This is a genomic window from Streptococcus sp. HMSC061D10 (assembly GCF_001808865.1).
Taxonomy (GTDB): Bacteria; Bacillota; Bacilli; order Lactobacillales; family Streptococcaceae; genus Streptococcus.
In genome coordinates this window covers 110,938-129,356 of the sequence record NZ_KV795008.1, presented here as the reverse complement: position 1 = coordinate 129,356, position 18,419 = coordinate 110,938, and the positions used below count along the sequence as shown (strand labels likewise).

Here is an 18,419-nt window from a genome sequence, read left to right as displayed (position 1 = left end):
TTATTTCTCATACTTTTCTAGGACCTGCTGGGCTGTTTTCCCCTTGACAAGCCAGTCCACTAATTTGTCCAGACGGCGGATTTCCTGCATCAGAGGATCGTCAATTTCCCCAATACGAACACCACAAATCTTCCCTGTAATCGCCATCCGTTCAGGTACATAAGACGGTGCCTGTCGAAAAAAATCTCCGTAGGTAAGGTCCCTATCCAGACAAGCAAGGATGTCACTCACCTCATAACCTGTCAGCCAACTGGTCACTTGGTGAACGGACTCTGCCCTTCCACCCTTTCGCTCAACCTTTGCAATCAAGGCTGGATAGACCGCAGAAAATTTCATATTGTATAATTTCTGACTCATACTTTCCTCTTTCTATTATACCAGTATAAAGAAGAAAAAGAAGGCCGTCAAGCCTTCTTTGGGTTTATTATTCTTCTGCTTCGTCTTCTGTAAATTGACTATTGTAGAGGTCAGCATAGAAACCACCCTGAGCCATAAGCTCTTCATGATTGCCTTGCTCGATGATGTTTCCGTCCTTCATGACCAGAATCAAGTCAGCATTGCGGATCGTTGACAAGCGGTGGGCGATGACAAAGGATGTGCGTCCCTCCATCAAACGGTCCATAGCCTTTTGAATCAACTCCTCTGTACGTGTGTCGACTGAAGATGTCGCTTCATCCAGAATCAAGAGTGGAGAATCTTTGAGTAGGGCACGAGCAATGGTTAAGAGCTGTTTCTGTCCGACTGACAAGGTCACTGTATCATCTAAAACAGTATCGTATCCATCTGGTAGGGTTGTGATAAAGTGGTGGATTCCTACTGCTTTGGCAGCTTCAATCACGCGCTCATCACTAATACCAGTTTGATTGTAGATAAGATTATCACGAATGGTTCCTTCAAAGAGCCATGTATCCTGCAGGACCATTGAAAAGGCATCATGCACTTCTGAGCGCTTCATAGCCTTGGTATCCACACCATCGATGCAAATACTTCCCTTATCAATCTCATAGAACTTCATCAAGAGGTTGACAATAGTCGTCTTCCCAGCTCCAGTTGGTCCAACAATAGCAACCTTTTGACCTGCATGAGCTGTCGCTGAAAAGTCGTGAATGATCGTTTTTTCAGGAGTATAGCCAAAGGCAACTCTGTCAAAGACCACTTGACCCTTCATGTCGGTTAATTGTCTTTCCTTATGAGACTCGTCTTCCATCTCAGCTTCTCCTAGAAACTCAAAGACACGGGTCATAGCTGCACTAGCTTGTTGCAAGCTGGTAATCCCTTGGGCAATCTGTGATAAGGGTTGTGAGAAGGTACGAACATAAACCATAAAAGCTACGATAATCCCAATACTGATATGGCCTTCAAGAGCTAGGACTGCACCGACGATGATCACCAAAACATAGCTAAAGTTCCCAACAAAGATCATTGCTGGCATCATGATTCCAGAAATAAATTGAGATTTCCAAATACTATCATGTAGGTCTTGATTCAATCCTGCGAATGTTTCTTTAGTGGTGTCCACAGCGTTATAGCTGGTCACCACATTGTGGCCAGAGTACATTTCTTCCACATAACCATTGACAGCTGCTAGGTTGTTTTGTTGGGCTTTAAAATAACCTTGTGACTTGGCCATAATGACTGAAACAGCCGCAAAACCAACAAAGGTTGAAACAACTGTTACCAATGCCAAAATCCAGTTCATACCAAACATAGTAATCAAAACAGCAATCAGTAAAAAGCCAGCTGAAAGAACTGTCCCAAGGCTTTGGTTAAGAGACTGAGCTGCTGTATCAACGTCATTAGTCACACGAGAAAGGGTGTCCCCTTGAGAATGACGGTCAAAATAAGCAAGTGGCAAGCGATTGATTTTCTCAGCAATAGCTGTCCGCAAACGTTTTGAGAAATGTTGGATACTAGTTGAAAAAATGTAAGCTTGCGTATAGTTCAGGATAATCCCAAGCACATAGAGGATAACCAAAAAGCTAGCAATACTTGAGACAGCCTCTAGGTCAATCTCTGTCATTAACCCATCTGAAATCAAATTGGTAATTTCTTTGATCTTAGTCGGTCCATAAACCGTGATAATACTTGAACATATAGCCACCACAACTGCGATTAGTAGGGGAAGTTGGAGACCTGCTAGAAAAGGTCTACACTGTTTCCATAAGGACATTTTCTTATTTTCCATGTTCCAATTCCTCCTTCGATAGTTGTGAATAGGCAATTTCTTGGTAAACTTCATTGCTTGCAAGAAGTTCCTTGTGGGTGCCTTGTCCCACGACTTTACCTTGATCCAATACTAAGATAAGGTCTGCATCCATAATGGTTGAAATGCGTTGAGCAACGATTAACTTGGTCATGGATTGTGTTTTTTCAGCTAATACTTGACGCAAGATACGATCTGTCTTGTAGTCCAAGGCTGAGAATGAATCATCAAAAATGAGAATCTCTGGTTTACGAGCCAAGGCACGTGCAATGGCCAGACGTTGTCTCTGTCCACCTGAGAAATTGGTCCCGCCTTGAGCTACTTCTGAAGCTATACCCGCTTCCTTATCTTCTATAAAGTTTTTAGATTGAGCCAATTCCAGAGCTTGCCACATGGCCGTCTCACTTAGTGGCGTTTCTTGACTCTTACCAAAGTCGAGATTGCCCTTAACATCTCCAGAAAAGAGCACAGCTTTTTGTGGGATATAGCCGACTTTATTACGCAAATCTTCTAAGTCATAATTCTGAACATTGACGCCGTCTACTAGAATTTCTCCCTCTGACACATCATAAAAACGGGGTAAGAGGTTAACTAGAGTAGATTTACCAGAACCAGTTGAACCGATAAAGGCAATGGTTTGCCCTGCTTCTGCCTTGAAGCTGACATGTTCCACTACTGCTTCTGAGTTTTTAGAGTAGCGGAAGGTTACGTCGCGGTATTCCACTTGACCTTTTACAGAAGAGTTTGCTATCTGTGGGTGACTAGGATTTTCAATAGAGGAATGAAGGTCTAGCACTTGATTGATACGTCCTGCAGAAACCAAGGTACGAGGAAGGACGATAAAGAGAGCACCCATGAGCAAGAAGCCCATTACGACTTGCATGGCATAGGACATAAAGACCACCATATCACTAAATAGTGGTAGACGCTCTGTCAAACTAGCATCGTTGATGAGATAGGCCCCAATCCAATAAATAGCCAAGATCAAACCACTGGAAATTGCCTGCATAATTGGGTTCATAATGGCCATTAAGCGACTGACAAAGAGATTGAGTCGTGTGACTTCATCATTGGCTTCTTCGAATTTCTTATCTTGATATTCCTCAGCATTGTAAGCACGAACAACCCGAATCCCAGTCAAACTTTCACGGGTGATACTATTGAGTTTATCTGTCAATTTTTGGATGACAGATTGTTTAGGAAAGGCCAAAGTCATCAAGACAGTTGTCATCAGAACATTGACAATGACTGCCACCACTACTGCCCAAATCCAGTATTCAGACTTGCCAAGGATTTTACCAATGGCCCAAATAGCCATGATAGGACCACGAGTGACCACTTGGAGTCCCATGGTAAAGAGCATCTGAATCTGCGTGATATCATTAGTCGTCCGAGTCAATAGACTGGGAATTGAAAAACGTTTAATTTCTGTCTGGGAGTAATCCAAAACACGATTAAAAATATCGCTTCGTAGATGAGCCGTATAGGATGCTGCAACTCGAGCGGCAAAAAATCCAACTGTTACAGATGATAGGAAGGCTAAGAATGACAAACCCATCATCTTAGTTGCTGGCGACCAAAGGTCTCCCAACTCCGTACCTGGCGTTCCGAGTAATTCTGTTATTTTTGAAACGTAAGTCGGTACTTCTAACTCTAGATAGACCGAACAACAGGTAAAGAGAACAGTTATTAGAATCATGCCCCACTCTTTTCCTGTGATACGCTTAGCGAGTTTCTTCATTCTTACCCCCTATTTTTTCTACATTTGCTTGTAGTTGGCCCATGACTTCTTCAAAAATAGCGAGATTCTCTTCAGAAATACCATCAAGTAAACTACGATTCATTCGATCAAAGAATGATTTGATCTGTTTCATCTGAGAGCGTGATTTTTCGGTCAAGTGAACAAATTTCGCCCGTTTATCACTTGGACTCACCTCCAACTCTACCAAACCATTTTGCACCATACGCTTGACCAAATTACTAGCAACTGACTTGGTAATATTGAATTCTTGTTCAATATCCTTGATGAGTGTTAATTCTTGTTCATGCTCACGACGATCTAAAAAACGAATGACCTGCCCTTGCGGACCACCCATAAATTCAATACCACAACGCTTGGCTTCCTTTTGTACCATCAGATGTAACTGGTGACCAAAACGTTTAAAAACCAACATCGGTTTATCCATGCTATCTCCCTTCTAAATAAAAATAGTTCTCTTGAGAACAATTAAGTTTCCATGAGAACTATTTTATCATTTTCAGAAAAGATGTCAAGAAAAAAGTTTCTATGAGAACTATCTCGGTATAAATTGACATCAGCTCTTATTTTATCTATAATAAACACTATCTCACACGAACACAAATCCAGTTTACTAGAAATGAGTAATTCACAAATGAAGCAAAAAGAACAGAAAATCTTAGGAATCCTTGCCATCATCTTTGGAACCCTGGCACTTCTTGGTTCTTGGATACCTATTGTAAACATCCTATCATTTTTCCTTGCCATAGCCTCTTTGATTTTAGGAATTTTTGGCATTGTCCTCAATCTTAGAAACCGTAAAACATTGGCCATTATTGGAACAACCTTAGGTGTTATTTCCATTGTCATTGTTTTGATAACTCAAGTTCTATCTACTAATATCTTTACTGACTTTGCCAGAACCTTTAGTCACCCCTATAGAAACAGCACTTTTTCAACTAATGCTGGGGAGTATGATGAACTTCCTGATAGTAGTACTGCTGAGGAAGATGACGAAGAGGATACCGAATTCTTCACTTGGAGTCAGGAACAGTTCGATGCCTTGGTAGAAGGGGACACTTCTGATAGCGGGAAGGGAGGCAGCAACTACAAAGATATTATCAGGAAACACGGAATCCCAGATTCAGAAACAGATTCAATTATGGGAGACTATGAAATAAAAAGAATCACCTATCTCTCCATCAGTTCAGATCCTAAGACAGTTGTGCTCACCTTCGTAAAACAAGAAAATGGCCAGTTTCTTCTGATCCGTAAATTCGCCATCGGACTAGATCGCAAAGAACAATCTGATTCTGGAGTGAAAATTTAACATAACTAAAAAGGTGCTGGGAATAGCAATCGGTAGACCAAGTCTCGATTTCTAAATCCCAGCACCACGATATTTCCACAACCCATTGGATTATGGACGATTATAGATAACTAATAACGTTTTGGGCAAAAGAGATTTTTATCTCTTTCTTGCCCCTTTTGTCATCACAAGATAAACAAACCCCTTGAAAACACTGAATTTTCAAAGGGGTTATTTTTATTCTTAGAATCCATCTACGTTTGTATAGATTTTTTGGACATCTTCGTCGTCTTCAAGTACGCTGTATAGTTTTTCGAATGTTTCTAAATCTTCACCTGACAACTCAACTTCTGATTGAGGAATCATCTCAAGTTCTGTTACTTGGAATTCTTCGATACCAGATTCACGCAAAGCAACGATAGCCTTGTGAAGGTCAGTTGGAGCTGTGTAGACAGTGATTGTTCCTTCTTCTGCTTCTACATCGTCTACATCGACATCTGCTTCAAGCAAAAGCTCAAAGATGGCATCAGCATCATCACCTGCAAAGACGATAACACCTTTGTTGTCAAATAGGTAAGATACAGAACCTGAAGCTCCCATGTTTCCACCGTTTTTACCAAAAGCAGCACGGACATTGGCAGCTGTACGGTTAACGTTTGAAGTCAAGGTATCAACGATCAACATTGAACCATTTGGCCCAAATCCTTCGTAACGTCCTTCTGTAAAGGTTTCGTCTGTATTTCCTTTCGCTTTATCGATAGCCTTATCAATAACGTGTTTTGGCACTTGCGCTTGTTTAGCACGATCGATAACGAATTTCAAAGCAGTGTTTAATTCTGGATCTGGTTCACCTTTTTTAGCTGCTACATAGATTTCTACACCAAATTTTGCATATACTTTAGAGTTAGCTCCATCTTTAGCCGTTTTCTTGGCTACGATATTGGCCCATTTACGTCCCATTAGGAATCTCCTTTTTTCACATTTTAATCTTTCTTATTATAACACAAGTCTAGCTGATTTTCACTAGAGGAAATGGATTTTCTTTTGTAAACCAGGCTAAGATTTTCCACCGACTGCCACGATTTTCTTACCTTCTTTTATCCAAGGATGTTGGGAGAGGGAGAAGTAAAGTTGAACAGTCATCACAAGCCAGAGTAGCGGTTCACATAGGATAACACCTGTGTAGCCTGTCCAAGGGATGATCCAAGCCACGAAAATAATTTTCCCAAACAACTCGATAAAGCTAGATACGAGGGGCAAGAGTTTTTGACCGAGGCCCTGCAAACTATTTCTATAAATCAATAAAAGACTCAAAAATGGATAGAAAACAGAACTAATACGTAGGTACAAGGTCCCATTTTCAATCAAGTAACCATCTGTTGAACTCGCTAAGAAAGAAACTAGGCTAGGACTTGCAAAAAATAGGAACACACAGGCAAAGGTTGCCCAAGACATACTCAAATAACTCCCTATACGAAGTCCTTGGACGATACGTTCGGGACGTTTTGCCCCAAAATTTTGAGAGATAAAAGTTGTCATGGAAGCTGAAATAGCTGTCATCGGCAATAAGGCAAAGGCCATGATTCTGCGAGCTGCCGTTTGGGCGCTGATAATAACTGCTCCAAAACTATTGACAGAGGATTGCAAAATGACGCTTCCGATAGAGACGATTGAACCCATCAAGCCCATAGCTAACCCTTGCTCCAAAAGGTCAACATAGAGAGCCTTATTCCATTTGAAATGTTTGAGACCTGGAAGAAGCTCTGGAACACTCTTGCGAATATAGAAATAACAGAGGATTGCTGACAAACCTTGCGAGATAATGGTTGCAAGACCCGCAGACTGAACTCCCAACTGAAGTTGTGTAATAAAATACAAATCCAGAATCACATTAACAATAGCTGAGAAAATTAAAAAAGCAAGAGCCGCAAGGCTATCTCCAATCGAGCGTAATAATCCTGCAAAGAGATTGTAAGCAAAGCTAACTCCCACACAGCTAACAATCATGGAAATATATTCATAAGATTGGGGGAGAATTTCTGCAGGTGTTTCTAGGTACTGCAAAAGTGGATAAAGACCAAAGAATCCCATCAGCATGACAAGACCACTCAGGATGGCACCCAAAATCCAAGTCGCCGCGACAGCTTCCTTAATCTTAGCGAAATTACGAGCACCGTAAAGACGAGCGATAACAACTCCCATCCCATTTCCAACTCCGAGGGCAAAACCGATAATTAAATCAAAAATGGCTGTCGTAGCTCCGACTGCCGCCAAGGAATCTTGTCCCAAAAAACGCCCCACAATCAAAATATCAGCTGTATTGTATAGTTGCTGAAAGATATTGGATAGTAAAATTGGTAAAGCAAAACTAATCAGTGAAGGAAGGATAGGACCATGAATCAAGTCCACCGTTGATTTTTTATTCATAAGGCTATTATATCAGCTTTCTAGAAGAGGAACAAGGTCAGACTTAGCCTCTAACTCCCAAGAAAGCGGTTGCCTAGAAACTAACAATTTGGTATAATCGTGACAGAAAAGGAGGTTAGGTATGACCTTAACCAGCCAGTTAATTACAGATGTATTCCCAGATCTTGAAAAAGTTGACCAATTAAACAAGGAAGCTTTTCCTGAAGAAGAAAGGGTCCCTTTGGAAGAATTTTTACGTTACCAAGATAGGGATGACGCTCACTTTTTCGCTTTTTATAACGAGGAAGAATTTGTTGGCTTCGCTTTTGCTATTGCCAATCAAAAAGCATTCTACATCAGCTTTTTTGCCATTATGCCCCATCTCCGCAGTCATGGCTACGGGAGAGAAATTATTGACAAACTCATTGATTTTTACCAGCGCACCATGATTCTTGAAGTGGAGCGTTTGGACGAAGACTGCGATAACCTCGAACAGCGAAAAGCTCGCATGGAATTCTATAAACAAAACGGCTTCAAAACAGCCAATGCTTTTTTGGAGTACGAAGGTCTTAGTTTTGAGATTCTATATCGTGGTGACCATTTTGATGAAGAAGCCTACCGTGATATCTTTCAAAAATTACAAGAAGAAAATTATTTTGACTTCCACATCGAGTACCGTCGCTTTAGTGAACACTAGTCTGGATGGCAACCTTGAGTCTCCATTAAAGATTTGTAATTTTCTCTGTAACCAATATACAATCACCTGCACTACAGGTGATTTTTTGTGATTCCGAAATAAGATGAAAACTTGGAAAAAATTATCACCGCATATCACAAATAAGAGGCTAGGACTTTTGTCCCAGCCTCTTATTTGTCTTTGGATTGTCGAGCAAGACGCAGTGGTTGAGTGGGCTCTACTACGCTGATTTCATCAGCTTTTACAGCCCTACTCAACTGTGCGGAGGTGGGACGACGAAATCGAATTCTAACGAATTACCGATTTCTGTCCCACTCTCTTATCATGATTTGTCTCATAAAGATGCACTAAGTTTACGCTTCTGTTCCTGCTTCAGGCATAATAACCCATAGAATGATATAAGCGAGCACTCCTGAACCACCTAACAAAGTGAAGAGGATCCAAAGTGCACGAACCAATGTTTGGTCCATATCTAAGTAGTCAGCAAGACCTGCACAAACACCAGCAATTTTTTTATCTTGAACATTACGAACTAAACGTTTTTCCATAATAATCTCCTTATACTAATTTTTCTTTTGATTTATTTTGTCATCAAATCAAATCTTTTTCAATAGTCTTTCTACTTTTTATCAGAAGATGCTAGTTTTAGCAAACTATATACTCTCATTGTTTCAGTTCTTTATACTCTTCGAAAATCAAATTCAAACCACGTCAGCTTCGCCTTGTCGTATATATGGTTACTGACTTCGTCAGTTTCATCCACAACCTCAAAACAGTGTTTTGAGCAGCCTGCGGCTTTTCCTAGTTTGCTCTTTGATTTTCATTGAGTATTAGTCCACGATAACAGAAAAAGTGGGGATTCCTCCACCACTTTTACTTTTTAATCTTCAATTTCGATTTCAAGATCATCGCCAAGGTCAAGAGTCACTTCTTGATTAGCTACTTCTGATTCCACAGGTGCAACTTTTTCATCGGCCACTGCATCATCTTCAATCAAGCCAAACTTGACACGAACTTGGTGGTCAATCTCGTCAAAGATTTCTGGGTGATCTGCCAAGTATTTCTTAGCATTTTCAGAACCTTGACCGATCTTTTCGTCTTTATAAGAGTACCATGCTCCTGCTTTCTTGATGATGTCAAGATCACTTGCAATCTTCAAAAGCTCACCAGTTCTTGAAATTCCTTCACCATACATGATTTCAACAAAGGCTTCTTTAAATGGTGGAGCCACCTTGTTTTTAACAACCTTAATCTTGGTCTCCTTACCTACGCTAGTATCTTTTTGGTCACCAGTTCCCTTGATTTGTGTGCTTCCACGAACATCCAAACGGACAGAAGCGTAGAATTTAAGGGCGCGTCCACCAGGAGTTGTTTCTGGATTACCAAACATAACCCCTACTTTTTCACGCAATTGGTTGATGAAGATAGCAATTGTCTTTGTCTTGTTGATAGAAGCACCGAGTTTACGCATAGCCTGGCTCATCATACGAGCTTGAAGACCAACGTGGCTATCTCCGATATCACCATCGATTTCCGCACGAGGTACAAGAGCTGCAACTGAGTCAATAACCACAAGGTCAACCGCACCTGAATCGATCAATTTCCCAGCAATTTCAAGACCTTGCTCCCCTGAGTCTGGTTGTGACAAGAGCAATTCATCGATATTAACTCCAAGCGCTGCTGCATAGGCAGGATCAAGAGCGTGCTCTGCATCGATAAAGGCAGCAATTCCGCCTTCTTTTTGGGCTTGCGCTACCGCATGAAGGGCTACTGTTGTCTTACCTGATGACTCTGGTCCGTAGATTTCAACGATACGTCCCTTTGGATAACCACCTGATCCAAGAGCAATATCCAGAGCCAAAGATCCTGAACTCATCACTTGGACTTTTTGCTCTGCACGTTCACCCAAGCGCATGATTGATCCCTTACCAAAGTCTTTTTCAATTAATTTAAGGGCATCATTCAAAGCTTTTTCACGATCAGCACCAAATTTTTTGCCAATTTCGTCTAATTTTTTTGTTGGTTTTTTCGCCATTTTGTTCTCCTATATTCTAATAGTCCTAAGACCTTCTTCTATTATAACAAATCTCCAGCACTTAATAAAGCTTTGCGAACTAGGTTAAAGGCATGTAGGACTGCAATTTCTCGCACATCTGCTCTACTTCTACCTGCGATATTTGCCTGGATAACTTCTGTACCCGAAGCTTGTGCCAAAGCGATAAAGACTGTACCTGCTGGATGTCCTTCTAGGCTGTCTGGTCCAGCCACTCCTGTCAAACTAATTCCAAAATCTGACTGGGTTTTGATGCGCGCCTGTTCAGCCATTTTTTCAGCAGTAAAAGCCGATACAACTCCATATTTTTCCAATTCAGCCTGTGGAATATCAAGCATTTTTGCTTTTTCTTCAAGGCTATAAGTCACAAAACCACCTTTAAAAATAGCAGATACACCTGAAAAATCTGCCAAAGTAGCTTGAAAAAGACCTGCAGTCAAGCTTTCTGCTGCAGTGATGGTTTTCTTTTGCTTTTTCAACTCTTCTACTACCAGGCTAGCCAAGCTGGTTTCTTCCCCATAGCCATAGCAAATTTCTCGAAGTGAAACACCCTCAAAGGTTTCTCTTTCAAGGATTTTTTGTTCTAGAGCATCTAGAACACGATCCGCTTCTTCTTGACTCTTAGCCTTGGTCGATAAGCGAAGGGTCACTTCCCCAGTTTTAGCATAAGGTGCTAAGGTTGGATCTGTCTGCTGGTCAATTAAATCTGATAGAATGGTTACTAACTGGCTCTCGCCAATCCCAAAGAAACGCAGCACACGTGAATAGAGTTTAGAGCCCGTTGTCAATCTCGGAAGCAGCTCATTTAAGACCATAGGTTTCAATTCACTTGGAGGTCCTGGTAGAACGACGTAGGTTACCCCAGCCACTTCAATCATGCCACCTACTGCTAGCCCTGTTTCGTTTGGTAATGGAGTTGAACCTTGAACGATTTGAGCCTGGCGTTCATTATTTGGAGTTCGAGCATAGTCTGGTCGGTGAGCAAAAAAGTCATCCAGCTTAGCCTGAGCCTGAGGATCAAAAGTCAAGTCACGTCCTAAAAATTGGGCTAAAGTTTGCTTGGTCAAATCATCTTCCGTTGGCCCCAAGCCACCTGTTAAAATAACTAGACTACTGCGATTCTGAGCAATTTCTAACAAGGATAAGAGACGAGCCTCATTATCTCCTACGGCCGTCTGAAAATAGACATCTACACCGATTTCAGCCAACTTTTCAGACAAGAATTGCGCATTTGTATTGACAATCTGACCTGTCAAAATCTCTGTTCCAACAGCTATAATTTCTGCTTTCATTTTTTCCTCCTACTTACCTATTCGGATTTCTTTGAAAAAATCGCAGGATAATTCCTACGATTTGATGAATAGTTTCCTATTATTCTAATTCTTCTACTGCAACACTAGTAGATTGAGGCAACTGACCCTGACCATAAAGATTCTCATACAAGACTACATTAGTCTCCAAATTCGTAACCTCTGGTTGCCCGAGCGAACGGCGTAAAAGATTTTGCATCTCTAACATATGCTCAGATGTCACGATTTGGTAAGATGTCCCTTGAAGCATTGCATCCTCTCCACGCAATTGTTGAGACTCAATATTTTTAAATGAATCTTGATAACCCATCAACTGAGGAATCGTTGTCGTTGTAATTTCGATATTTGTCTGCATATTATCGCTAAGAGCCTTCAGAATCTCTTGATAGTGACTCACACTATTCAAACTAAGAATCTTCTCGACAACTTTTTGAATCACTTCACGCTGACGTTTTTGACGACCATAGTCTCCTTCTGGATCCTGATAACGCATACGTGAATAAACAAGGGCTTCTTCACCATTTAGCTTCTGTTCGCCAACACCGATAGAAATCGTATTAAATGGTTCCTGATCTTGGATAGAGATTGGGAAACCTAGAGTATTGTTCACTGTAATACCACCCACAGCATCAACCATTCTTTGAAGTCCATGCATATTGACCATCACATAGCGGTCGATATGGATATTCATCATTTTTTGAATCGTTGAAATAGATAACTCTGCTCCACCATTGGCATAGGCGGCATTGAGTTTAGCCTCTATTACACTACCATCTGGTTGCTGGATTTGTGTGAGAATATCACGCTCCAAACTCATCATGACTGTCTTCTTAGTTTTAGGATTCACTGTGACCAAAATCATCGAATCACTATTACCCGCCCATGGATCTGTACGTTCAACATTCCCTGTGTCCACGCCCATAAGCAAAATCGTCAGAGGTTCGGTCGCTTCAATGACCTTGGTTTCTTCACCGATTTTTTTATAGGTTTTAGCCAAAGTCTGTGTACTCTGTTGGTAGATCGTATAGGCATAAGCTCCCACACCAAGTACTGTCACAAGAACAAAGCCTAAAAACATTCCGATTATCTTTTTTGCCATACTTTTATTCATCTATCAGTTGACCCATCAGGTAAACATCTAGAAACTCTCCTCCTTCTATACAAGCGCCACGTTCCTGTAATCCTTCTATGATAAAACCCATTTTTTCATACAGATGCACCGCAGCAAGATTTCTTTTTTGAACTGTCAATTGTAACCGTCGAATACTACCACTTGATTTGGCCCATTCAATAGTTTCTTCCATCAAGATACTACCGAGACCATTTCCCCAGTAAGCTTTTTTTATTCCTAAAAAGACATCTCCAATATGACGGACTCGCGGACGTTGATCAGCTGTTGTATTGATGATTCCTACTAACTCATCATTCAAAAAAGCGAGTAGGGTAATTTGATTATACGACTTGGCCTGCTTGTCCAAAAAATGTTGCATCTCAGACTCAGTCATTGCAATCCCATTTTCATCCAGACTGGTAAAATTAGACTCTTGACCAATCTGATCTAAGAGAGCAATGACTTCTGAAGCATCCTGGGTTTCCGCTTCACGGATTAAAAGATCATACTCCATCCGTCAATCCTTTCAAAAGTTCTGTTGCCCTTTGACCATGAGCATGAAAGAGCAATTCTCGCCCCTCATCTTTTTTTAGGATTTCTAACTCCAGATAATCTGAAGGGAGATCCTCACCCAATAGATGTCCCCACTCAATAACCGTTACACCTGAACCAAAAAGAAATTCGTCCAAATCGATAGAATCTGCATCCCCTTCGATACGATAAACATCTAAGTGATACAGAGGTAGACGTCCTTCATATTCTCGAACAATGGTATAAGTAGGACTCTTAATCATTTGATGAATGTCCAATCCTTTAGCCAGACCCTTTGTTAGTGTTGTTTTCCCAGCACCTAACTCACCAGTCAAAATCAATACATCATTTTTTTCTAACAAGTGCCCTAGCTTTTCCCCAAGTGCAATCAACTCATCTTCATTTTTTGTGTACATGTACTTATTATACCAAAAAGTTTTATTTTGTGATATTTCCATCAACAAAAAAAGGGGAGACTCCCCTCTTTTTTTAGTTTTTGTCATTAGTTAAGAGCCATACTGATGTAGTTCAAGATAAACAAGGCATCCAAAATCCAAATCATGACATGCACATCTTTCACTTGACCTTTGACAACCTTCGTCAAAGTATAAGTTAAGAAACCAACGGCAATCCCTTGTGTAATTGAGTAGCTGAATCCCATAAAGATAGATGTGAAGAAAGCTGGAACAGCTTCAGCCATATCATCCCAAGGAATGTTTTTCAAGTTAGAGAGCATCATGATTCCGACAATAATCAAAATTGGTGCTGTCGCTGCTGAAGGTACAATAGCAAGAAGTGGGCTAAAGAAGCTAGATAAGGCAAAACAGATAGCAACTACTAATGCTGTCAAACCAGTACGTCCACCAGCACCGATACCTGCTGCTGATTCGATATAAGTTGTAACGTTTGAAGTACCAGCAATGGCACCAACTGAAGTCGCTACCAAGTCAGAGTAAAGAGCCTTATCCAATTTATCTGACTCATGGTTTTCACCGTTTGTTGCAACGATACCAACTTTTTCACCTGTACCGATAAGAGTACCGATTGTATCAAAAATATCAGTCAATGAGAAGGCAAGAATAGCCATCAAAGTTTCTGGTAAACGAGAAGTATTTGAAACCAAAGATCCCAAACCTTCTGATCCAAGACCTGCACCGAACAAAGTTCCCAAATCGTTAATCGCTGATGAAAGATTGTTGCTTGCAAAGTCAATGTTAGACAAATCAACAAGACCAACAGCAATCGCAAGAACTGTCGTTGTCAAAATAGAAAGGATGATACCGCCTTTGATCCCCTTAACAACGAAGAAGATAGTAATGGCAAGACCTGCAAGAGCTACCAAGACAGCTGGAGTGTTGAAGTCTACCAATCCTGGAACAGCTGCTGAGTTTGCAGTAAGTGCTGCTTGAGCCTTATCTGCTCCTTCACCTGCTACTGTATAGGTACCTGGGTCAATCGAGAATTTCAAGAGACCAGCATTCTTAATCCCAACATAAGCAAGGAAAACCCCAATACCAGCTGAAATCGCTGAACGAAGAGTTGTAGGAATAGACTCAATGATCATTTTACGAACATTGGTCAATGTAATAATCAATGAAATAATCCCACAAATGAAGACCATCCCAAGAGCTTCTTGCCATTTATAACCCATCCCAAATACGACGGTAAATGTGAAGAAGGCATTGAGTCCCATACCTGGAGCTTGCGCGTATGGTAAGTTAGCATAGAAGGCCATCATCAAAGTCCCCACAACAGAACCAATGATTGTAGCCAAAAACACACCTTGAACAGGCATTCCTGTTTGTGAAAGCATTTGAGGGTTTACAAAGAGAATATAACTCATTGCAAAGAAAGTTGTTAAACCAGCAAGAACCTCTGTACGGACGTCTGTCCCGTGCTCTTTTAGTTTAAATAGTTTGTCCATTTTTAATCTCCTTTGTCATTTTACGAACAATACTACCATTATATCACCAATCATTCATCTTTTCAAGATGTTTTTTCTAATTTTAAAAATTCTTATGAGATATTATTGTCTCTATTTTCGCTTATTATCAGCTTTTCTAGTCACTTTCTGATATAATAGAAAACATCTTATCTGAAACTAGATTCGGGAGGATTTTATGACTAAAAAAATGATTGCCGTTGATTTGGACGGAACCTTGCTCAACTCTGAAAGCAAACTTTCTGATTTTACTATTGAAACGATTAAGAAAATCTCTAAAAAAGGCCACCAAGTTGTTATCGCAACTGGTCGCCCTTACCGTATGGCCAAAGATTTTTATGATCAACTTGAACTTGAAACCCCTATGATTAACTTCAACGGTTCACTCACTCATCTGCCAGGTAAGACTTGGAAACATGAAAAGTGTCTGACTGTGGACAAAAAATACCTTTTGGATATCGTGAAACGAAAAGAGGAGATTGAGGCAGACTTTATAGCAGGTGAATACCGTAAAAAGTTTTACATTACGGCTCCAGACAAAGAAATTGCCAACCCTAAATTATTTGGTGTTGAAAACTTTCGCCCTGAAAACCAATTCCAGTCTGATTTAGTGACCAAGGGGCCTAACTGTATTTTATTACAAACTAGGGCAGATGATAAATATGCACTAGCTGAAGAGATGAACAGCTTCTACAAGCACCAACTCAATATTAACACTTGGGGTGGCCCTTTGAACATTCTCGAATGTACTCCCAAAGGAGTTCACAAGGCCTTTGCCCTCGAATATCTTCTCAAGGTCATGAATATAGACAAACAGAATTTGATTGCCTTTGGTGACGAACACAATGACCAAGAAATGCTTTCTTTCGCAAGTAAAGGCTATGCTATGAAAAACGCAAATCCTGCTCTGTTACCTTTCGCAGACGAGCAATTACCATTGACCAACGAAGAAGATGGTGTCGCTCACTTTTTACAGGAACGATTTCTTTAATTTCACTCATTCTATACTTTTGGGGTAGATATTAGCTATCTTAAGAGTATGGAATTTTTTTGAGCTCAAAGTTAATGAAAAAAGGATTTGAATCCGTCTTTTACAGATCCAAATCCCAACAAATGATGTCTATTTCTTTAAAACGATACGATCTGAAGCCTCACGGTCCATGTCATCGATAATAATCTGGTTCTCTTCTGCCACATAAATCTTGATATCGTCTCCAATAAAGACTCTCTGATTTTCTGGTTCGAAGGTCACCTTCTTCACCTCTTTATCTCCGTTCGCTTCAACTTCTGTCCACGTTCCGGTATTTCCAGTGACTACAAGAGTAATGCTATCACCCTCGTCTTGTCCCTTGTAGGTCCCATCTATATTAGTAGTTGCGTCAGTCTTTACACTAGTAGTAGAACTAGAAGCACTGGTTTCTGATACTTGACTAGTGCTCACTTCAGAGCTAGTGCTTGCTTGGGATGACGGCGCCGGCTTCGTTGTTGACGAACAAGCAGCTAAAAGACTAAGACTTGCTACAGTAGCAAGAGAAAGTGTAAATTTTTTTAGTGACATAATGTCTCCTTTCTTTCAGGAGCTAAAGGCAGAAAAACTGCAGAACTATTCTACTTATACTATATCAAATAAAGGAAACAAGGTCAATCAAGCAACTATGTTTTTATAAGGTAGGCACGAACTTCAGATATAAAATAGAGGGAACCTGTAACAAACAGTAAGTCTTTCTCACCTGCAGACTTTTCAAAATCATCTATAAAGTCTCGATAGGAAGCAACTCTATGATAGTCACTCAAATCTTTCTCCTCCAAAGATCCCTGATAGTCAAAACTCGTCACATAGAGAGCTGTATCAGGCAAATGATCGGTCAGATAACCAAGCATGCCACTGTAATCTTTACGCTTTAAAGCTCCAAAAAGGATTTGAGGTTGATAACCTTGCTGAATTTTTTCCTGGATAAATTCAACTAACCGCTCCAAGGCCGGTAAATTGTGGGCACCATCTAGATAAATGTGCTCCGTAACAGCTTCTAGACGCCCAGCCCAACTGGTTGTTTTCAGAGCACGTCGGACAGCTTTCTCATTGACCTTTTCACCTCTCCCTGTCATAAACAACAGAAATGCCTGCAAAGCAAGGGCGGCATTTTCCTCTTGATAAGCTCCTTCCAATCCTAGTTTTAATTGGGTCAAATCCGCTAGAGAAGAAGAAAAATCTCCTGATTTGAAAGAAAAATCTCGGTCAGCTTGGTAGAGAGTTACATCTAAATCTTCTGCTATCTTTTGACAAACGAGCTGGGCTTCAGGAGCTAAGTTTGCAATCACTGCTACTCTTTCTGGCTTAAAAATTCCTGCTTTCTGTTCAGCGATTTCTTCCAGACTATTGCCCAAGGTCTCCTGGTGATCTAGGCCGATTGATGTAATAACTGCAATCTCTCCAGTCACCACATTAGTGGTATCAAGAAGTCCACCAATCCCAACTTCTAATAGAACTAGATCCACCCCTTGTTCTTTAAAATAAAGCAAAGCAATCACTGTTAACAATTCAAAAAAAGACAATTGATCATGTGTCTCTAGAAGTCTTTGCTCCATTTCCTTAACTTGATTTGCCAAACGGATAAAGTCTGCGTCCGATATGGGTTGACCATTGATACAAATCCGATCATGGATGCTAACAATGTGGGGCGAAGTAAAGGTCCCCACCTTCTTACCATGAGAAAGAAAGAGCTCTCTCATAAAGGCGATGGTTGAACCCTTTCCATTTGTCCCTGTCACATGGATAATAGGATAGGCTTGCTCAGGGTTCCCCAGCAAGTCTACCGCTCTCTGCATCCGCCCCAAACCTGATCTGAAATTCAAACCGATTCGACTATGAAGCCATTTTTCTACTTCAAACACGCTTAATCTCCTTAATCCTTAACAAAAAAGCGAAGATTCTCTTCGCTTTTCATTGAATTAGCTAGTACTTAGCTATATTTTATTTCAATACGGGCTAAAAACGTCCACTGGACGTTCCTGCTTTTTCTTATTTCTAGAAGCAGGGCTAAAAACATCCCCCGGATGTTCCAACTCTATCTAGTTTCTGGGAGTTGGGGTGATACAGTCTCCCAGACTTACTTACGGTC

The 18,419-nt window shown here is 40.7% G+C and carries 18 protein-coding genes; 3 read left to right on the top strand and 15 right to left on the bottom strand.

Going from position 1 to position 18,419, the window contains the following annotated elements; all coding sequences use genetic code 11:
• The 4 genes from HMPREF2728_RS03465 to HMPREF2728_RS03450 form a co-directional block, all read right to left on the bottom strand.
• A complete protein-coding gene (locus HMPREF2728_RS03465) occupies positions 1 to 357 on the bottom strand; it encodes a DUF2200 domain-containing protein (RefSeq protein WP_075227042.1) in 357 nt (118 codons plus the stop codon).
• A 67-nt stretch (positions 358 to 424) separates the two neighbouring features.
• Positions 425 to 2,185: an ABC transporter ATP-binding protein gene (locus HMPREF2728_RS03460; protein WP_075227041.1), complete on the bottom strand. Its 1,761-nt coding sequence runs from the start codon at positions 2,183 to 2,185 to the stop codon at positions 425 to 427.
• Positions 2,175 to 3,944: an ABC transporter ATP-binding protein gene (locus HMPREF2728_RS03455; RefSeq protein ID WP_075227040.1), complete on the bottom strand. Its 1,770-nt coding sequence runs from the start codon at positions 3,942 to 3,944 to the stop codon at positions 2,175 to 2,177. The genes HMPREF2728_RS03460 and HMPREF2728_RS03455 overlap by 11 nt, the downstream gene beginning before the upstream one ends.
• Positions 3,928 to 4,389 (bottom strand): MarR family winged helix-turn-helix transcriptional regulator, encoded by a 462-nt coding sequence (locus tag HMPREF2728_RS03450; RefSeq protein ID WP_075227039.1) that lies wholly within the window; start codon positions 4,387 to 4,389, stop codon positions 3,928 to 3,930. The genes HMPREF2728_RS03455 and HMPREF2728_RS03450 overlap by 17 nt, the downstream gene beginning before the upstream one ends.
• A gap of 207 nt (positions 4,390 to 4,596) precedes the next feature.
• On the opposite strand from HMPREF2728_RS03450, the gene HMPREF2728_RS03445 reads away from it, so the two are divergent.
• Positions 4,597 to 5,271: a CD20-like domain-containing protein gene (locus HMPREF2728_RS03445; RefSeq protein WP_075227038.1), complete on the top strand. Its 675-nt coding sequence runs from the start codon at positions 4,597 to 4,599 to the stop codon at positions 5,269 to 5,271.
• A gap of 222 nt (positions 5,272 to 5,493) precedes the next feature.
• Here the strand turns inward: HMPREF2728_RS03445 and HMPREF2728_RS03440 are convergent, their stop codons facing one another.
• Positions 5,494 to 6,210: a YebC/PmpR family DNA-binding transcriptional regulator gene (locus HMPREF2728_RS03440; protein ID WP_006146163.1), complete on the bottom strand. Its 717-nt coding sequence runs from the start codon at positions 6,208 to 6,210 to the stop codon at positions 5,494 to 5,496.
• Positions 6,211 to 6,306: 96 nt separating this feature from the next.
• Positions 6,307 to 7,677, bottom strand: coding sequence for an MATE family efflux transporter (locus HMPREF2728_RS03435; protein WP_075227037.1), 1,371 nt, complete (start codon positions 7,675 to 7,677; stop codon positions 6,307 to 6,309).
• A 121-nt stretch (positions 7,678 to 7,798) separates the two neighbouring features.
• Here HMPREF2728_RS03435 and HMPREF2728_RS03430 point away from each other — a divergent pair, with 121 nt between their 5' ends.
• The gene (locus HMPREF2728_RS03430) at positions 7,799 to 8,353 is read left to right on the top strand and encodes a GNAT family N-acetyltransferase (protein ID WP_060955130.1); all 555 of its coding nucleotides are present in this window, start codon (positions 7,799 to 7,801) and stop codon (positions 8,351 to 8,353) included.
• A gap of 353 nt (positions 8,354 to 8,706) precedes the next feature.
• Here HMPREF2728_RS03430 and HMPREF2728_RS03425 read toward each other — a convergent pair whose 3' ends face one another.
• The 7 genes from HMPREF2728_RS03425 to HMPREF2728_RS03395 all read right to left on the bottom strand — a co-directional run bounded on the left by HMPREF2728_RS03425 (position 8,707) and on the right by HMPREF2728_RS03395 (position 15,282).
• Positions 8,707 to 8,901: a PspC domain-containing protein gene (locus HMPREF2728_RS03425; RefSeq protein WP_060955129.1), complete on the bottom strand. Its 195-nt coding sequence runs from the start codon at positions 8,899 to 8,901 to the stop codon at positions 8,707 to 8,709.
• Positions 8,902 to 9,233: 332 nt separating this feature from the next.
• The gene (gene recA, locus HMPREF2728_RS03420) at positions 9,234 to 10,388 is read right to left on the bottom strand and encodes a recombinase RecA (RefSeq protein WP_075227036.1); all 1,155 of its coding nucleotides are present in this window, start codon (positions 10,386 to 10,388) and stop codon (positions 9,234 to 9,236) included.
• 41 nt (positions 10,389 to 10,429) lie between these two features.
• A complete protein-coding gene (locus HMPREF2728_RS03415) occupies positions 10,430 to 11,698 on the bottom strand; it encodes a competence/damage-inducible protein A (protein WP_075227035.1) in 1,269 nt (422 codons plus the stop codon).
• 79 nt (positions 11,699 to 11,777) lie between these two features.
• On the bottom strand, positions 11,778 to 12,815 hold the full coding sequence (gene brpA / locus HMPREF2728_RS03410) for a glycopolymer--peptidoglycan transferase LytR (protein ID WP_049502894.1): 1,038 nt from the start codon (positions 12,813 to 12,815) through the stop codon (positions 11,778 to 11,780).
• Between the two features lie 4 nt (positions 12,816 to 12,819).
• Positions 12,820 to 13,341 (bottom strand): GNAT family N-acetyltransferase, encoded by a 522-nt coding sequence (locus tag HMPREF2728_RS03405; RefSeq protein WP_075227034.1) that lies wholly within the window; start codon positions 13,339 to 13,341, stop codon positions 12,820 to 12,822.
• Positions 13,331 to 13,774, bottom strand: a complete 444-nt coding sequence (tsaE, locus tag HMPREF2728_RS03400) for a tRNA (adenosine(37)-N6)-threonylcarbamoyltransferase complex ATPase subunit type 1 TsaE (protein ID WP_075227085.1) — start codon at positions 13,772 to 13,774, stop codon at positions 13,331 to 13,333. Before tsaE ends, HMPREF2728_RS03405 begins: the two co-directional genes overlap by 11 nt.
• Positions 13,775 to 13,860: 86 nt before the next feature.
• Positions 13,861 to 15,282, bottom strand: a complete 1,422-nt coding sequence (locus tag HMPREF2728_RS03395; protein ID WP_075227033.1) for an NCS2 family permease — start codon at positions 15,280 to 15,282, stop codon at positions 13,861 to 13,863.
• 196 nt (positions 15,283 to 15,478) lie between these two features.
• Here HMPREF2728_RS03395 and HMPREF2728_RS03390 point away from each other — a divergent pair, with 196 nt between their 5' ends.
• Positions 15,479 to 16,291 carry a Cof-type HAD-IIB family hydrolase gene (locus tag HMPREF2728_RS03390; RefSeq protein WP_049508958.1) on the top strand — a complete coding sequence of 271 codons (813 nt, stop codon included), beginning with the start codon at positions 15,479 to 15,481 and terminating at the stop codon, positions 16,289 to 16,291.
• Between the two features lie 129 nt (positions 16,292 to 16,420).
• On the opposite strand, the gene HMPREF2728_RS03385 is transcribed toward HMPREF2728_RS03390, so the two are convergent.
• Together HMPREF2728_RS03385 and HMPREF2728_RS03380 are read right to left on the bottom strand one after the other, a co-directional pair.
• The gene (locus tag HMPREF2728_RS03385; protein ID WP_075227032.1) at positions 16,421 to 16,858 is read right to left on the bottom strand and encodes an SP_0198 family lipoprotein; all 438 of its coding nucleotides are present in this window, start codon (positions 16,856 to 16,858) and stop codon (positions 16,421 to 16,423) included.
• A 95-nt stretch (positions 16,859 to 16,953) separates the two neighbouring features.
• Positions 16,954 to 18,192 carry a bifunctional folylpolyglutamate synthase/dihydrofolate synthase gene (locus HMPREF2728_RS03380; RefSeq protein WP_075227031.1) on the bottom strand — a complete coding sequence of 413 codons (1,239 nt, stop codon included), beginning with the start codon at positions 18,190 to 18,192 and terminating at the stop codon, positions 16,954 to 16,956.
• Positions 18,193 to 18,419 lie beyond the last annotated feature (227 nt).